This is a genomic window from Dactylosporangium darangshiense, assembly GCF_039537565.1.
Lineage (GTDB): Bacteria > Actinomycetota > Actinomycetes > Mycobacteriales > Micromonosporaceae > Dactylosporangium > Dactylosporangium darangshiense.
Genome location: NZ_BAABAT010000003.1, coordinates 656,936 through 672,862, shown reverse-complemented (window position 1 = coordinate 672,862; position 15,927 = coordinate 656,936). Strand labels below are relative to the sequence as shown.

The window sequence follows — 15,927 nt, the reverse complement described above, 5'->3', positions numbered from 1 at the left end:
CCCAGACTTCCCTCGACCATCGAGCGCACCGGCAACCCGGCCGGTCACTCCCACACGCCCTGACCCGCGTCCAAGATCATCGGGCTGGACCGGCCGGGCACCGAGACCTCGTCGGTGGATCAGGGCTCAGCGTCACCGCCCGGCGCGGCGGCCAGTCTGTCAGCGTTGCCCGGCGCTGCGGTTCAGGTCGAACGGCGCTGCGGCCTGCGCGGCCTGGAGCAGTGGGCGGCTGTGGCGGGCGGGTCGGCCGTCGTGCGGTGCGGTCGGCTGACTCTGCGGCCCGGAGCAGCAGGGCGGCCTGGAGCGGCGGGCGGTTATGACGGCCGTAGGGTGCGGCCTGTCGGCGGTGCGGCCCGCGCCGGCGTGCGCGTGCGGTGTCACGGTCGTGCGGTGCGGTGCGGCCGGTCGGCGCCGTGGCCCGGGGCGGCGGTTAGGGTGCGGCTGGCTGCGGCGCGGTGCGGGGCGGCGGTCGGGGTGCGGTCGGCGACAGCAGCAACGGTGGCGCGCGGAGGTCGGCGGCCATCGTCAGCCTCGCAGGCGTAGGCCGCGCGGGGTGCTGCGGAACCCGGCGCCGGCCAGCGCGTCGCGCAGCGGGGAGTGCATGATCGATTCGCCGTCGGCGCGTTCGACGGACAGGGCGCCGAGTGCGCCGGCGTACACGGCGTCGGCCAAGGCCTTGGCGGCCAGGGCGAGCAGCTCCGGGTCGTCGGCGTAGGACAGCAGGGTGCGGCCGCCGCGCTCGACGTAGAGGGTCAGGTCGCCGCCGACGGTGACGACCAGCGCACCGGCCTTGCGCCCGGCGCGATGGCCGGCCCGCTCGCCGTCGCCGGCGTCGATGACCCGCTCGGGCCAGGGCAGCGCAGCACCGTACGGGTTCGCCGGGTCGGTCGCTGCCAGCACGAGCGCGTCGCGGTGCTCGGTGCCGCCGCGGAGGCGGTCCACGGCGCCCGGCAGCGCGAACTGCGCGGCGCCGAGGCCCTCCACGAAGTACCCACGGCGGGCCGCGCCGCGCTCCTCCATGGCGGCCAGGACGGGGTAGACGCCGGCGAACGCGCCCGGCAGGTCCTCGGACATGACCGCGCCGCGGGTGACGACGCCGTGCCGCTCGAGCAGCAGCTCGGCGTTGGCGGTCGCCCGCCGGGTCGGGTCGAGGTCGCGTTCGGGCAGCCGATACCAGCGCCCGGCTGCCGTCGGCGGCCCGGTGCGCGCGACGGCGAGCGAGGCCCGCCCGAGCGAGACGGCGCCCGGCCGCCGGTACCGCGACCGCGGCGTCGACGGCCGCGACCGGTGCGCCCCGCCGCCGCTGAGCTTGGCCCGCAGCGGCGCGATCGTGTCGTTGGAGAGCCGGCCGGCCCACACGAGGTCCCAGAGGGCGGCGATGAGCTCCTCCTCGGGCGCGTGGATGTGCTCGGCGATGCCCCGGAAGAACAGCGCCTGCCCGCCGGCGAGGGCGTCGAGCACCGCCTCGTGCAGCGGCCCGCCGACGTCGGCCGGCGGCGGCAGGAGCAACGGCGCGGCGTCGGCGAAGGCGAGGCTGATCCAGCCGTCGTGCTCGCCGATCGCCCCGGTGCCGGCCCACACCAGGTCGCCGGCGGCCGTGAGCTCGTCGAGGTGCGCCGCGCTGTAGTCGGCCACGCGCGCGGGCAGGATGAGCCGTTCGAGCGCCGAGGCGGGCATCGGAATTCCCTGCAGCTGCTCGATCGCGGCGGCGACGGCCTCCACGCCGCGGGCCCGGGCGGCCCCGATGTGGTGCCACTGCGGCAGGAACCGGGCCAGCGCTCGCGGCGGCACCGGCTCGATCTCGCGGCGCAGCGCGGCGAGCGAGCGGCGCCGCAGCAGCCGCAGGATCTCCGCATCGCACCACTCGGTGCCGGCGCCGCCGGGGGAGAACTCGCCGGAGACCACCGACGGCAGCCGGCGCAGCGCCTGCTCGAGGACGAAGACGCCGAGGCCGAAGCGGGCCGCGGCCCCGCCGGCGGTGAACGGCCCGTGCGTGCGGGCGTAGCGGCTCACGAGGTCGCCGAGCGGGTCGGCGACCGGCTCGAGATAGGCGTTAGGCAGCCCGACTGGCAGGGCCACGCCGAGCGCGTCGCGGTATCGCCCGGCGTCCTCGACGGAGATCCATCGCGCCTCGCCGGCGACTCGGACCTCGATCGCACGCCGTTGCGCCGCCAGGTCCGCGGCCCACGCTGGATCGGCGCCGCGGGCGGCCAGCTCGGTGCCGGAGAGGTCGCCGAGCACCCGCAGCATCTCGGCCACGTCCTCGGCGTCGCGCGGGGTGCGCTGCGCGCCGAGCCACTGCAGGGTCTGCTCGGTCTCGGCGACCACCGCGGGCTCGAGCAGCTCCCGAAGCTCGACGCGGCCGAGCAGCTCGGCCAGCAGGGTCGGGTCGAGCGCCAGCGCTGCCGCCCGCCGCTCGGCCAGGGGCGCGTCGCCCTCATAGAGGAACGCCCCGACGTAGCCGAACAGCAGCGACCGAGCGAACGGCGACGGCCGCTGCGTCTCGACCTCGACGAGGCGCAGCTTGCGCCCCGCGATGTCGCGCATGACCCCGACGAGGCCGGCGACGTCGAACACGTCCTGCAGGCACTCGCGCGCGGCCTCCAGCGTGATCGGGAAGTCCGCATACTCACGGGCGACGTCGAGCAGCTGCGCGGAGCGCTGCCGCTGCTGCCACAGCGGCTGGCGCCGGCGCGGGTCGCGGCGCGGCAGCAGCAGCGCCCGGGACGCGCACTCGCGGAACCGGGCGGCGAACATCGCCGACGTGCCGACCGTCTCCTCCACGATGGAGGCGATCTCGTCGGGGTCGAACGCCACCAGGTCGGCGCCGGGCGGCTCGTCGGCCACGTCGGGCAGCCGGACCACGATGCCGTCGTCGCTGGGCATGACCTGCGCGTCGACGCCGTATCGCTCGTTGAGCCGCTGCGCGATCGCCAGCGCCCACGGCGCGTTGACCTTGGCGCCGAGCACGCAGTGCAGCGTCATCCGCCAGTCGCCGAGCTCGTCGCGGAACCGCTCGACCAGCACGGTGCGGTCGTCCGGCAGGTGCCGCGTCGCCTCGCGCTGCTCCCGCAGGTACGCCAGCAGATTGTCCGCCGCCCAGTCGTCCAGCCCGCCGGCCCGCAGGTGCGCCCGCGCCGCCTCGTCGCCGGACTTGACGAAGCCGCGCAGCCGCGCCCCGATGGCCCGGCCCAGCTCGACCGGCCGCCCCGGCGCGTCGCCCTTCCAGAACGGCATCTTCGCCGCGGCACCGGGCGCGGGGGAGACCAGCACCCGGTCGGGCGTGATGTCCTCGATGCGCCACGACGTCGAGCCGAGCAGGAACACGTCGCCGACCCGCGACTCGTACACCATCTCCTCGTCGAGCTCGCCGACCCGCGCCGCCTTCTCCGCGCCGGCCAGGAACACCCCGAACATGCCCCGGTCCGGGATGGTGCCGCCGCTGGTCACGGCGAGCCGCTGCGCTCCGGGCCGCCCGGTGAGCACGCCGTCGGTGCGGTCCCACACCACCCGGGGCCGCAGCTCCGCGAACGCCGTCGACGGGTAGCGCCCGGCGAGCATGTCGAGCACTGCGAACAGCGCCGAGTCGGGCAGGTCGGCGAAGACCGCGGCCCGGCGCACCAGCGCGCCGAGGTCGTCGACCTGCCACGGCTCCATCGACACCATGGCCACGATCTGCTGGGCGAGCACGTCGAGCGGGTTGCGCGGGTAGCGCAGCTCCTCGATGCCGCCCTCCACCATCCGCTCGGCGACGACCGCGCAGGAGACCAGGTCGCCGCGGTGCTTCGGGAACACCACGCCCCGCGACACGGCGCCGACCTGGTGCCCGGCCCGGCCGACCCGCTGCAGCCCGGCCGCGACGCTGGGCGGCGCCTCGATCTGCACGACCAGGTCGACCGAGCCCATGTCGATGCCCAGCTCCAGGCTGGAGGTGGCGACCACGGCCGGCAGCTGCCCGGACTTGAGCGCCTCCTCGATGTGCTTGCGCTCCTCGCGCGAAACGCTGCCGTGGTGCGCGCGAGCGACGACCGGCGGCGCGCCGTTGGCGGTGCCGGCCTGCGCCATCATCTCCGCGGGCGTGCGTGCGGCATCCGGCTGCGGTATCCCCGCCCGGGCCCCGGCCAGCTCGTTGATCCGCGCGCAGAGCCGCTCGGCGCCGCGGCGGGAGTTGGTGAACACGATCGTCGAGCGGTGCGCCTGGATGAGGTCGAGGACCCGCTCCTCGACCGCGGGCCAGATCGACGCCTGCCGCGGCGCGCCGTCGTCGTCCTCGCCGGGAGCGGTCTCGCCGATCGCCGTCATGTCCTCGACCGGCACCTGCACCTCGACCTGGATCGTCTTGGCGCTGGGTGGCTGGACGATCTCCACCGGTGCGGCCCCGCCGAGGAACCGCGCGGTCTCGTCGATGGGCCGCACGGTCGCCGACAGCCCGATGCGCTGCGCGGGCCGCTCCAGCAGCGCGTCGAGCCGCTCGATGGAGAGGGCCAGGTGTGCGCCGCGTTTGGTCGCGCAGACCGCGTGCACCTCGTCGATGATCACCGTCTCCACGCCCCGCAGCGACTCCCGCGCCTGCGAGGTGAGCAGCAGATACAGCGATTCGGGCGTGGTGATCAGGATGTCGGGCGGGGTGCGGGCGAACGCCCGGCGCTCGTCGGCCGGGGTGTCGCCGGTGCGCATGCCGACCCGGATGTCCGGCGGTGCCTGGCCCAGCCGGGCGGCGGCCTGCCGGATGCCGGCCAGCGGGGCCCGCAGGTTGCGCTCCACATCGACGGCGAGGGCCTTCAGCGGGCTCACGTAGAGCACCCGGCACCGCCGCGCGGGGTCGGCCGGTGGGTGCGCCGCCAGCTGGTCGAGTGACCAGAGGAAGGCGGCCAGGGTCTTGCCCGAGCCGGTCGGCGCCACGACCAGCGCGTGCCGCCCGGCGCTGATCGCCTGCCACGCTCCCGCCTGCGCCCTGGTCGGCGCCGCGAACGCCGCGCGGAACCACTCGCGCGTCGCCGCCCCGAAACCGTCCAGCTCTGTCATGCCCACAATCCTGCACCGGGGGTACGACAATTCCTGGAGGCGGCGGCGATTTGCCCGAATTATGCCGGTTGACTACCCGCCTCGCAGCGAAGGGTCCCCCGCCGCAGCCCGGCGGGGGACCCCGATGCGTGGATCAGGACAGGCTGGCCGTGGCCAGCTTCACGCTGAAGGCCAGGAACGCGCCCCCGACCAGCGTGGTCAGCCCAGCTGCCAGCCGTCGCCGCGCGCGGAACTGCGCGGCCAGGAACCGGCCGCCGAAGATCAGCATCGTGAGGTACAGCGCGCTCAGCACCTCCGCGATCGTGCCGAGCACCAGGAAGCTGACCTGCGGATACGCGTACCCGGGATCGACGAACTGGATGAAGAACGACACGAAGAACAGGATCGCCTTCGGGTTGAACAGGCTGATCACCAGCGCGCGGCGAAACGGCCGGTCGGCCCGCGTCTCGGGCGCCGGCGCGTCCTCGTCGGCGCGACGGCGGCGCCGCAGCGTGCCGATGACCAGCCGGACGCCGAGATACGCCAGGTACGCCGCGCCGAGGTACTTCACGATGCCGAACAGCCACGGATAGGCGTGCAGCAGCGAGGCCACGCCGCCCGCGGACAGCGTCATCAGTACCGCGTCGCCGAGCCAGATGCCGGCCGCACCCTTGTAGCCCGCCCGGACGCCCTGCCGCGCTGCGACGGACAGCACATACAGCGAGTTCGGCCCCGGCAGCAGCACGATCGCCGCCGTACCGAGCACATAGGTCAATGGGTTGGTGACACCGAGCACGTAACGCCTCCCGCGTCCAGCGCCGCGGTGAGCCGGTCCCGTGCTTCGGGCCATTCCTCGGCGATCATGGAGTAGAGCACGGTATCGCGCTGGCTGCCGTCCGGACGACGCCGGTGTGCCCGCATGACCCCTTCACGCTGGGCGCCGAGCCGCGCGATCGCGTTCTGTGACCGCACGTTGCGGATGTCGGTGTGCCACTCCACCCGCAGTGCACCCAGCGTGTCGAAGGCGTGACGCAGCATCATGAGCTTCGACTCGGTGTTGACGCCGGTGCGCCACCAGGGGTGGCCGATCATGGTGTACCCGATCGAGACCGACCGGTTGACCGCGTGGATCAGGGCGAACGAGGTCGTGCCGATGATCCTCCCGGTGCCGGGTTCGCGCTGCACGAAGGGCACGCGGTCCGGGTCGGCCAGCGCGGTGTCGATGAACGCCGTGACGCCGTCCACGGAGACGGGCCGGGCGGTGCCGACGAACGCCCACACATCGGCGTGGTCGAGCGCCTCGAACAGCCCGGGCGCGTGCGTGTGGTCGAGCGGCTCGAGCGTCACGTGACGGCCACGCAGCGTGGCCGGACTGTGCCAAGGGTCGAGCTGCGGCCGCAGATAATCCGGCATTGGTACATCCTGTGCCGGCGTGGGCACGGGCAGTCCTCGGGTGAGCTTGAGCGGTACCACACCTGCCCAATGCGGAAGGTGAGCGTCCTCGGCGTCGTCGATCGCGCCGCCGGATCGGACCTTCACCGAGACCTCCGTCAACGGCAGTGCCAGCAAGGCCGTCTGCGCCGACTCGCGGCTGTCCGGCGGCCGGCTGTCGGCGGCGCGCCCGGACGCGACCTTGTCCACCAGCGCGTCGAACGCGTTCGTTCGCTCCGCCTCGTCGGTGACCAGCCGCGCGGTGCCGTGCACGACGACGGAGCGGTAGTTGGCGCTGTGGTTGAAATGCGAGCGGGCCAGCACGAGCCCGTCGATGAGCGTGATGACGACGCAGACCGGCAGGCCGGCGTCGCGCGCCGCCAGCAGCGGCCGGCTGCCGGTGGAGCCGTGCAGGTAGAGGGTGTCGCCGATCCGCGCGTGCAGCGTCGGCAGGACGCGGGGCTCGCCGTCGGCGACGTAGCCGAAGTGGCACACGTACGCCTCGTCGATCACGGCATGCGCGAGCGCGACGTCGTAGGAGGCCCGGTCGGGCTTGCGCCGCGGCGTGCTCCGCGCGGTCTGCTCATAGGTCTCCACGGCTGGACTCCTTTGTTCTAGTACATAGTGGCGACTGTTGCAGTACAATAGCAGCCCGGCCGTGACCAGCCACAACCAAAAATGTCGGACCCTCCCGCTACTGTCCCCACCGTCGGGGCACCGCGCGCAAATACGGGGGCGCGCGGTGCCGCACACAGGGAGGGAGGACAGTGAAGATCGCGAAGGGCGTCGTCGCCGTCATCGTCGCCGTGACCTCGCTCCTGCTCGTCACCGCGTGCAGCGGCAAGGACAAGGCCGCCTCGAGCGGCGGCCCGTCGGGCGCGCCGGCCGGCACCGCGGCCGCACCGGCCAAGAGCGCCGGCGCCGTCGAGCAGCTCGCCGCCGCCGCGGCGAAAACGGGCGGCGGCACCTATACGTTCAAGGTGACCTCCGCCAACGCCACCGTGGACGGCGCCGCCGACCCGGCCGGCCCGACCAGCACGGGCAAGCTCGTCGTGACCGTCGACAAGACCAAGGTCACCTTCGAGACGCTCTTCACCGCCGGCACCTACCTGGTGAAGATCAGCGGCCTGTCAGTCCCCGGCCTCGACGGCCGCAAGTGGCTCCGCCTCGACCGCACCAAGCTCACCGGCGACGACCTGCTCGACGCCGCGAGCGTCAAGGACCCGACGGGCCTGTCCGACTTCCCCGCGACCGTCGCCGAGGCCGGCACCGCGGACGGCCGCCTGTTCAAGGGCACGCTGGACCTCACGAAGAGCTCGTTCACCCTCGTGGACGACGCCGCCGTCAAGGGCCTCGGCGACCTCGCGAAGGTCGTCCCGTACGAAGCCACGGTCGACGAGAAGGGCTACCTGACCTCGTTGAAGGTGAACGTCCCGGCCTACGCCCAGACGAAGGCGGACCAGGTCACGGTGACCTACGCCGGCTTCGGCGCCCCGCTACAGGCCCCAAGCCCGTCAACGTCCGAGGTAATCGACGCACCCGCGGCGGCCTACCGACTGTTGAACGGGCAGTAGTCGGCGCCCACCCCGGGGCCCGGCGGCGCGCCGGCCGGGCTTCGGGGCGCGCCGCACGCTCATGCAGGGAGGAAGAGCGTGCGCCCGGCGGCTCGATCGCCGCGTTACGTCGACTCCGGCCCCAGCCCGAGCTGCCCGCCGCACTCCCGGCCTCCCGTGCCGCCGCCTCCCGTGCCGCCGCCTCCCGCGCGGCCGCCTCTCGGCCTCCGCGTCGTCGCCTTCTATGCCGCCGGCCCGCGTGCTGCCGATCGCTCGCCAGGTCGCCCTGCCGCCCGCCGCAGACGTGGCCACGCGCCGCCCGCCGCGCGTACGACTCCCGCGGTGTCAGACGCGCTGAAGGCCTCCGCGTCGGCCGTGGTGGTCGCGGCCGCCGGGCTGCCGGGCGTTGTCAGCGACTCCGCGCCGGACGCGGCGTGCTGGACTCCTCGGACTTTCACGCCGGACTCGTCGGGCCTTTTCGCCGGGCGTTTGCGACAAGTCGGGCGCTGGCGCGCCACGACTTGTCGGATTTATACCCCGACAGGTGATAGGTCTGCGCAAATATCGCAAAGCGACAACGGTCGACTTGTCCCCGTGTCATCGGCTTGGGCGTCGACCTTCAGTTCGGACTCGTGCGTGTCGAGGTGGGTCGGGCGCGGACGGGCGGTGGCGGCGCGGCAGGCGCGGCCGGTTTCGGTGCGGATCACGGTGCCGGGGAAAGGGTGCTGGCCGTGGACTGCGCGATGCAGGGCAGGGGGTCCAGGTGACCGTCCCCAAGGCTGCGGGGGCGCGCTGGCCGCGGCCGCTGTGTACAAGCGCCGGTCGTGGCCGCTGTTTACAAGCGGAGACTACGGCCGCTGGGTACGAGCGCTGGCTGTGGTCGCTGTGTACAACCTGTTGAGCAACTGAACTCTGGCTTTCGGTGGGCGAAGGGGTGGGCGGCGGCGGGTACGCTCCGGGCCGTGCGAAAGGTAGCGGTCCTCGTGGTCCTGGGGGTGGTTGCGGGGCTTGCTGGGTGTACCGCCGGGGAGAAAGCGGCGCCGAAGGTCACTGTCAGCGTGAAGGCCTCGCCGACCGGGCTGGCCGCGGGAGCGGGGGTGCTCGCGTCGGGTAGCTACCGGTTCAAAGTTGTGGCGAACGAAGGGGCCTATACGGGCAGTATCGATCCCGTTGGCGATGTGCTCGACGCGTCCGTGAGCGTGCGGTCTGGGGAGCAGGCGCTCAAGATCGATACCGTTGAGGTGCGCGGGGTGGCGTACACGCGGCTGACCGGGCTGCCGTTGCCGGGGTTCGACGGGGGGACCTGGTATCGGGTCGATCCCCAGCGGGTGACGCGGCCGGGGGCGCTCGGGTTGAGTGCGATCAAGGATCCGACCGGGGTGCAGGCGCTGGTCGCGGCCACGCACGACGTGCGGCGGGACGGGCGGACGTACCGGGGCACCGTGGACATGACACGGGTGGTTGCGTGGGGGCCGGTCAACGTCGGGCAGGTCATGCAGCTCGGGGAGGCCGCCAAGGCGATCCCGTTCGAGGCCGCGGTGGACGAGCGCGACCGCATCACGAGCGTGAAGGTGAGCATCCCGAACAACACGGTCGAGGCGACGTACTCCGACTTCGGGGCGGCGGTGAGCGTGGACGAACCCAAGGACGCCCAGCCGCTGCCGGACCACTTGTACGGGATGCTCGGGCTGTGAAAGGGCACGCCGCTGCTGCTGTTGAGGGGGTTCGGGTGGAGCGAAGCTCCCCCGGGCGAGCGCAGCGAGCTATGACACAGCACAGCTAGGCGAGACGGCGTCTCGCGTCGCACACTTGCGCCCATGGAGCAGCACCTGTACGAGGCCGAGCACCACGCGTTCCGTGACCTGTGCCGCGAGTTCCTCGCCCGCGAGGCCGTGCCGCACAACGACGAGTGGGAGAAGGCCGGGATCGTCGATCGGGAGATCTGGCGCAAGGCCGGGGCGGCGGGGCTGCTCGGCATGGACGTCGACGAGGAGTACGGCGGCGGCGGGCAGAAGGACTTCCGGTTCAACGCCGTGCTGGTCGAGGAGATCGTCGCGGCGGGGGCGTCAGGGCTCGGGTTCGGGCTGCACAACGACGTCGTGGCTCCGTATCTCACCGACCTGACCAACGAGGAGCAGCGCAAGCGCTGGCTGCCCGGGTTCTGCTCCGGCGACATCGTGACCGCCATCGCGATGAGCGAGCCGGGGGCGGGCAGCGACCTGGCGGGCATCCGCACGAACGCGGTGCGCGACGGGGACGGCTGGGTGCTCAACGGGCAGAAGACGTTCATCACCAACGGCGAGATGGCCGACCTGGTCGTCGTCGTGGCGAAGACCGACGGGTCGAAGGGCGCGCACGGGATCAGCCTGTTCGCGGTCGAGACCGGCACGCCGGGCTTCACGCGCGGGCGGCGGCTGGAGAAGGTCGGGCTCAAGGCCAACGACACCGCCGAGCTGTTCTTCGACGACTGCCGCATCCCGGGCGACCACCTGATCGGCCAGGAGAACGCCGGGTTCTACCACCTCATGGCCAACCTGCCGCGGGAGCGGCTCGGCATCGCCGTGGCGGCCGTCGCGGCGGCCGAGCACATCCTGGCCACGACGCTGGAGTACGCCAAGACGCGCGAGGCCTTCGGCCGGCCGATCGGCAAGTTCCAGCACAACCGGTTCCTGCTCGCCGAGCTCGACACCGAGGTCACGATCGCCCGCACGTTCCTGAACCACTGCATCCTGGAGCAGAACGAGGGGCGGCTCAGCGTCGCCGACGCGGCCAAGGCGAAGTGGTGGACGACGGAGCTGCAGAACAAGGTGGCGGACCGCTGCGTGCAGCTGCACGGCGGCTACGGCTTCATGATGGAGTACCCGGTCGCCAAGGCGTGGCTCAACAGCCGCGTGCAGACGATCTATGGGGGTACCACGGAAATCATGAAGGAAATCATCGGGCGGAGTCTCGGCCTGTGACGTCCGCGAGGGCGGCCAGGAGGAGCGCGGTGGAGGTGGCGCCCGGGTCCGGGTGCCCGATGCTGCGCTCGCCCAGGTAGGACGCGCGGCCCTTGCGCGCCTGCAGCGGCACGGTCGCGCGGGCGCCCTCGGCCGCCGCGTCGGCCGCGGCCCGGGCGGCGGCCGCCTCGCCGTCGCCGGCCGCGGACGCGTAGGCCGACACCGCCGGGGCGAGCGCGTCGACGAGCGTCTTGTCGCCGACGACTGCCTTTCCCAGCTGTTGTACCCCGTCCAGCCCCGCCTGCAGGCCCTCGGCGAACGACCCTTCCTGCCGCAGCGTCTTGCCCAGTGCGCGGAAGAGCGTGCCGTACAGCGGGCCGGAGGCACCGCCGACCTTCGACAGCAGCGTGGTGCCCGTCTTGCCGAGCACGTCGCCGGCGCCGCCCGCCTCGAACGAGTCGAGGGCGGCGACGGCGGCGTCGAACCCGCGGCGCAGGTTGACGCCGTGGTCGCCGTCGCCGATCGCGGCGTCGAGGTCGGTCAGCCGGTCGGCCTCCGCGCGCACCGACTCGGCGACGGCGGCGATCCACGCCCGGGCCAGGGCCTCGTCCATCCTCACGCCCCCCAGCGCAGCGCCGGGGTGTGCACGGGCGCGTCCCACAGCCGCAGCAGCTCGTCGTCGGCGCGGCACACGGTGAGCGACATGCCGGCCATGTCGAGGCTGGTCACGTAGTTGCCGACGAGCGAGCGGGCGATCTGCGCCCCGGCGTCGTGCAGCAGGCGGGAGATCTCGCCGAACATGAGGTACAACTCCATCTGCGGCGTGCCGCCCAGCCCGTTGACCATGACGATCAGCGGCTCGGGCCCGATCGGCTTGGCGGACTGCACGGCGTCGACGACGAGCGCGGCGATCTCGCGGGCCGGGCGCATCTTCTGCCGGCTGCGGCCGGGCTCGCCGTGGATGCCGACGCCGACCTCGATCTCGTCGGCAGCCAGGTCGAAGCCCGGCTTGCCGGCCGCGGGCGTCGTGCACGCCGTCAGCGCGACGGCGAAGGACGCGGAGCGCTCGTTGACCAGCCGGGCGACCGCGGCGACGGCGTCGAGGTCGGCGCCCTCCTCGGCCAGGGCTCCGGCGATCTTCTCGACCAGCAGCGTGGCGCCCGTGCCGCGGCGCCCGGCGGTCCACGTGGAGTCCTCGACCGCGACATCGTCGTCGACGAGCACGGTCTGCACGCGCAGGCCCTCCTCGTCGGCGAGCTCCGCCGCGAGCTGGAAGTTCATGACGTCGCCGGTGTAGTTCTTGACCACGTGCACGACCCCGGCGCCGGCGTCGGCGGCCTTCGTGGCGGCCAGGATCTGGTCCGGCACGGGGGAGGTGAACACCTCGCCGGGGCAGGCGGCGTCGAGCATCCCCGGCCCGACGAACCCGGCGTGCAGCGGCTCATGCCCGGAACCGCCGCCGGAGATCAGCCCCACCTTGCCCGGCCGGGGCGCGTCCGCGCGCGCGACGAACTGCTCGTCGAGGTTCACCCGCAGCTCGGGGTGGGCGGCGGCAAGCCCGGCGTGCGCCTCCCGGACCACGTCGGCCGGGTCGTTGATGAACTTTTTCATGGCAATAGCATGCCTGGTATGGGATCGGCTGGTGGGCTGGGTTTAGTGGGGATCGTGCTGGTGTCGCACAGCGAGCGGTTGGCACATGGCCTTCGGGACATGCTCGTGCAGGTGGCGGGCGAGGAGGTGCCGATCGAGGCGGCCGGCGGGACCGATGACGGGGCCCTGGGCACCAGCTACGACCGCATCCTGGTGGCCATCGACCGGGCCGACCGCGGCGCCGGCGTGCTCGTGCTGACCGACCTGGGCAGCGCCGTGCTCACCGCGCGCACCGTGCTGGAGGACCGGGTCGCCAACGACGCCGTGCTCGTCGACGCGCCGTTCGTGGAGGGCGCCGTGGCCGCCGCCGTGCTGGCCGGCACCGGCGCCGCGCTCGAGGAGATCACGCAGGCGGCGGTGGAGGCCCGCGATGTCCGCAAGCTCTGAGTGCTCCGTGGTCGAGCGGGCGGTGCTGCTGCCCGAGGACCTGCACGCCCGGCCCGCCGGAGCGCTGGTGCGGGTGGCGGCGCGCTTCCGCAGTACCGTCGAGGTGATCTTCGGCACGAAACGGGCGAACGCGCGCAGCGTGCTGGCGATCATGAGCCTGAACGCGACCGCCGGCTCCACCGTCCTCGTCCGCGCGGACGGCGACGACGCCGACGAGGCGGCCGCGGCTGTGGTATTGGCCCTCTCCACCGCGCAGTAATGACTGGTGCGGGCCGCGGTCCGTACGCGACGATGACGCGGTGACCCTTGTCGAGGCGCCTCCGATCGATGTCACCGGCCTGCAGCGGCGCACGCTCGGCCTGCTCGTCGGCACCCAGATCGTGGGCGGGCTCGGCGTGGCCAGCGGCGTGTCGGTCGGCGCGCTGCTCGCCGCGTCGCTGGCCGGGCCGTGGGCCGCCGGCCTCGTCGGCAGCTGCGCCGTCATCGGCGCCGCGCTGATCGCCATCCCGGCGACCCGCCTGATGCGCACCGGAGGGCGGCGGCCGGGCCTGGTGTTCGCCTACGCCCTCGGGGCGCTCGGCGCGCTGCTGGTCGTGGCGGCGGTGCGAGCTTCGTCGGTACCGCTGCTGTTCCTCGGCACGCTGCTGTTCGGCGGCGCGAGCGCGGCGAACCTGCAGGCCCGCTACTCCGCCGTCGACCTCGCCGCGCCCGACCGGCGGGCCCGCCACCTGTCGATCGTGGTGTGGGCGACGACGATCGGCGCGGTCGCCGGGCCCAACCTGGCGCCGCTGACCGACCGGCTGCTGGCGCGGTGGGGGATTCCCGAGTACGGCGGGCCGTACCTGTTCAGCGTCCTCGCGTTCGCGCTCGCCGCGGTCGTGCTGTCCCTCGTGCTGCGCCCCGACCCGCTGCTCACCGCGCGCAGGATCGCCGGCGAGGCGCCCGCGCAGGACAAGGCCGTCTGGCGCCAGGCCGCGCGGACCATCCGCGACAGCGCCGGCGCGCGGACCGGTGTCGCCGCCGTCGCCGTCGGTCACGTGGTGATGGTCGGGGTGATGTCGATGACGCCGGTGCACATCGGGGCGTACGTCCACGACCACGCCGACCTGCTCCGCGTCGTCGGGCTGGTGATCAGCGTCCACATCACCGGGATGTACGCGTTGTCGCCCGTCGTCGGGTGGCTCGCCGACCGCCTGGGGCGCCGCCCGGTGATCCTCGGCGGCGTCGGGCTGCTCCTGCTTGCCTGCCTGCTCAGTGGTACCGCGGGAGAGCACACGTGGCGCCTGTCGATCGGCATGGGTCTGCTGGGGCTGGGCTGGAGCGCCACGATGGTGGCGGGCTCCACGCTGCTTTCCGAGTCGGTACCGCTGGAGCAGCGCGCCGGCGTCCAGGGGCTCTCCGACGTCGTCATGGGGGTGGCGGGCGCATCGGCGGGGGCGCTGTCCGGGCTGGTGGTGGACCTGTTCGGGTACTCGGTGCTGACACTGCTGGCCGGGCTGGCGGTGGTACCGCTGGTCGCCCGCGTCCTCCGTTAGGTTGGCAGGCGTGCGTCTGACGGATTTCTGGCAGCGGCTGGAGCAGGTGTTCGGCCCGGCCTACGCGAAGAGCATCGCCCACGACCAGGTGTTGTCGCAGCTCGGCGGCCGGACGATCGAGGAGGCCCTCGCCGGCAGCTTCGACACCGCCGAAGTGTGGCGGGCCGTAGTCGCCGCATACCCGGAGCGTGTTCCTGCCCGCCTACGCTGATGATTTCTGGCGTGTCGAAGTGCTGATCGTACAGATGTACGGGTACTCTTCTCGCTCGTTGGGCGTCTCGCAGGCAGTTTTTGTCATACCCGGCGCTTAACGTGTCAGCGTGACCAAGCGAACGCCGACGAAGACCGCGAACCCAGGGGTGACGGACATGGCAGTGCAACCGGATCGGGAGAAGGCGCTGGGGCTCGCCCTCTCACAGATCGACAAGCAGTTCGGCAAGGGCTCCGTGATGCGGCTCGGCGAGCGCGTCCAGCAGCCCCAGGCGGTGATCACGACCGGCTCCATCGCGCTCGACGTGGCGCTGGGCATCGGTGGCCTGCCGCGCGGCCGGGTGATCGAGGTCTTCGGCCCGGAGTCCAGCGGTAAGACCACCGTCGCGCTGCACGCGATCGCCAATGCACAGGCCGCGGGCGGCATCGCGGCGTTCATCGACGCCGAGCACGCGCTCGACCCCGACTACGCCAAGGCGCTGGGCGTCGACACCGACGCGCTGCTGGTCTCCCAGCCCGACACCGGTGAGCAGGCCCTCGAGATCGTCGACATGCTGGTGCGCTCCGGCGCCCTCGACATCATCGTCATCGACTCCGTCGCCGCCCTCGTGCCGCGCGCCGAGATCGAGGGCGAGATGGGCGACAGCCACGTCGGCCTCCAGGCCCGCCTCATGAGCCAGGCGCTGCGCAAGATCACCGGCGCGCTCAACAACTCCGGCACCACCGCGATCTTCATCAACCAGCTGCGCGAGAAGATCGGCGTGATGTTCGGCAGCCCGGAGACCACGACCGGTGGCCGGGCGCTCAAGTTCTACGCCTCGGTCCGCCTCGACGTGCGCCGCATCGAGAGCCTGAAGGACGGCACCGACGTGGTGGGCAACCGCACCCGCGTCAAGGTCGTCAAGAACAAGGTCGCGTCGCCGTTCAAGCAGGCCGAGTTCGACATCATGTACGGCAAGGGCATCTCGCGCGAGGGCTCCCTGATCGACGTCGGCGTCGAGCAGACGATCATCCGCAAGTCCGGCGCCTGGTACACCTACGACGGCGACCAGCTCGGCCAGGGCAAGGAGAACTCGCGCAAGTTCCTGCGGGAGAACCCGGACGTCGCCGCCGAGATCGAGAAGAAGATCAAGGAGAAGCTCGGCGTCGGCGTGGGCGCGGCCAGCGACGCGGCCAGCGGCCCCGAGACCGCCCCGGTCGACTTCTAGCCCGCGCCCT

At 72.9% G+C, this 15,927-nt stretch carries 13 protein-coding genes; 8 read left to right on the top strand and 5 right to left on the bottom strand.

Going from position 1 to position 15,927, the window contains the following annotated elements; all coding sequences use genetic code 11:
• Nucleotides 1-525 precede the first annotated feature (525 nt).
• The 3 genes from ABD901_RS09810 to ABD901_RS09800 all read right to left on the bottom strand — a co-directional run bounded on the left by ABD901_RS09810 (nucleotide 526) and on the right by ABD901_RS09800 (nucleotide 7,032).
• Nucleotides 526-5,025 carry an ATP-dependent helicase gene (locus ABD901_RS09810; RefSeq protein WP_345123538.1) on the bottom strand — a complete coding sequence of 1,500 codons (4,500 nt, stop codon included), beginning with the start codon at nucleotides 5,023-5,025 and terminating at the stop codon, nucleotides 526-528.
• Nucleotides 5,026-5,158: 133 nt separating this feature from the next.
• Nucleotides 5,159-5,800: a leucine efflux protein LeuE gene (gene leuE / locus ABD901_RS09805; RefSeq protein WP_380136601.1), complete on the bottom strand. Its 642-nt coding sequence runs from the start codon at nucleotides 5,798-5,800 to the stop codon at nucleotides 5,159-5,161.
• Nucleotides 5,776-7,032 (bottom strand): bifunctional pyridoxamine 5'-phosphate oxidase family protein/GNAT family N-acetyltransferase, encoded by a 1,257-nt coding sequence (locus ABD901_RS09800; protein WP_345123534.1) that lies wholly within the window; start codon nucleotides 7,030-7,032, stop codon nucleotides 5,776-5,778. The genes leuE and ABD901_RS09800 overlap by 25 nt, the downstream gene beginning before the upstream one ends.
• Nucleotides 7,033-7,202: 170 nt before the next feature.
• On the opposite strand from ABD901_RS09800, the gene ABD901_RS09795 reads away from it, so the two are divergent.
• From ABD901_RS09795 to ABD901_RS09785, 3 genes are all read left to right on the top strand, one after another.
• On the top strand, nucleotides 7,203-8,009 hold the full coding sequence (locus ABD901_RS09795; protein WP_345123532.1) for a hypothetical protein: 807 nt from the start codon (nucleotides 7,203-7,205) through the stop codon (nucleotides 8,007-8,009).
• Nucleotides 8,010-8,971: 962 nt separating this feature from the next.
• Nucleotides 8,972-9,682: a hypothetical protein gene (locus ABD901_RS09790; RefSeq protein ID WP_345123530.1), complete on the top strand. Its 711-nt coding sequence runs from the start codon at nucleotides 8,972-8,974 to the stop codon at nucleotides 9,680-9,682.
• 123 nt (nucleotides 9,683-9,805) lie between these two features.
• On the top strand, nucleotides 9,806-10,948 hold the full coding sequence (locus ABD901_RS09785) for an acyl-CoA dehydrogenase family protein (protein WP_345123528.1): 1,143 nt from the start codon (nucleotides 9,806-9,808) through the stop codon (nucleotides 10,946-10,948).
• Here the strand turns inward: ABD901_RS09785 and dhaL are convergent.
• Together dhaL and dhaK are read right to left on the bottom strand one after the other, a co-directional pair.
• Complete coding sequence (gene dhaL / locus ABD901_RS09780; RefSeq protein WP_345123616.1) at nucleotides 10,923-11,540, bottom strand: dihydroxyacetone kinase subunit DhaL; 618 nt, start codon at nucleotides 11,538-11,540, stop codon at nucleotides 10,923-10,925. The genes ABD901_RS09785 and dhaL overlap by 26 nt on opposite strands.
• A 2-nt stretch (nucleotides 11,541-11,542) precedes the next feature.
• Nucleotides 11,543-12,538, bottom strand: coding sequence for a dihydroxyacetone kinase subunit DhaK (dhaK, locus tag ABD901_RS09775; RefSeq protein ID WP_345123526.1), 996 nt, complete (start codon nucleotides 12,536-12,538; stop codon nucleotides 11,543-11,545).
• A gap of 9 nt (nucleotides 12,539-12,547) precedes the next feature.
• On the opposite strand from dhaK, the gene dhaM reads away from it, so the two are divergent.
• From dhaM to recA, 5 genes are all read left to right on the top strand, one after another.
• Nucleotides 12,548-12,964: a dihydroxyacetone kinase phosphoryl donor subunit DhaM gene (gene dhaM, locus ABD901_RS09770; protein WP_345123525.1), complete on the top strand. Its 417-nt coding sequence runs from the start codon at nucleotides 12,548-12,550 to the stop codon at nucleotides 12,962-12,964.
• Complete coding sequence (locus ABD901_RS09765) at nucleotides 12,948-13,223, top strand: HPr family phosphocarrier protein (RefSeq protein ID WP_345123524.1); 276 nt, start codon at nucleotides 12,948-12,950, stop codon at nucleotides 13,221-13,223. Before dhaM ends, ABD901_RS09765 begins: the two co-directional genes overlap by 17 nt.
• A gap of 40 nt (nucleotides 13,224-13,263) precedes the next feature.
• A complete protein-coding gene (locus tag ABD901_RS09760) occupies nucleotides 13,264-14,499 on the top strand; it encodes an MFS transporter (RefSeq protein ID WP_345123522.1) in 1,236 nt (411 codons plus the stop codon).
• A 10-nt stretch (nucleotides 14,500-14,509) separates the two neighbouring features.
• Nucleotides 14,510-14,710: a DUF3046 domain-containing protein gene (locus ABD901_RS09755; protein WP_345123519.1), complete on the top strand. Its 201-nt coding sequence runs from the start codon at nucleotides 14,510-14,512 to the stop codon at nucleotides 14,708-14,710.
• A gap of 157 nt (nucleotides 14,711-14,867) precedes the next feature.
• Nucleotides 14,868-15,917: a recombinase RecA gene (gene recA / locus ABD901_RS09750; RefSeq protein ID WP_345123517.1), complete on the top strand. Its 1,050-nt coding sequence runs from the start codon at nucleotides 14,868-14,870 to the stop codon at nucleotides 15,915-15,917.
• The last annotated feature ends 10 nt before the right edge of the window (nucleotides 15,918-15,927 follow it).